The following is a 250-nucleotide window of genomic DNA, read 5'->3' as shown; positions in this document are numbered from 1 at the left end:
GAACGAATGAGTTACGTGAACAAATTAGTTTAGTATCAAAAACAGTGATTGAGGCAGAGCAAACATTAAAAGCACAGCAAGATAACGTGAAACGACAAGTGTTTTGGGTGTTTGGAATAGCAATAGGCGGATTAGTAATATTAGCTTTTAGTGTCTATTGGGTACAGCGCAGACAGGTTTTACAGCCTTTACGACAACTGCGAGATGGGTTTGCATTTTTAATAGAAAGTAATGAGTTAAAAAATATTAC

1 protein-coding gene is annotated in these 250 nt (G+C 36.0%); it reads left to right on the top strand.

The features are described 5' to 3' along the window. Positions 1 to 250, top strand: a 250-nt coding sequence (locus SB765_RS32155; protein WP_410932831.1) for a hypothetical protein, incomplete at both ends; no start/stop codon positions are given.

The sequence above is a fragment of the Pseudomonas sp. SIMBA_067 genome (genome assembly GCF_046534675.1).
Lineage (GTDB): Bacteria > Pseudomonadota > Gammaproteobacteria > Pseudomonadales > Pseudomonadaceae > Aquipseudomonas > Aquipseudomonas putida.
This window is presented reverse-complemented; position numbering and strand designations above follow the sequence as displayed.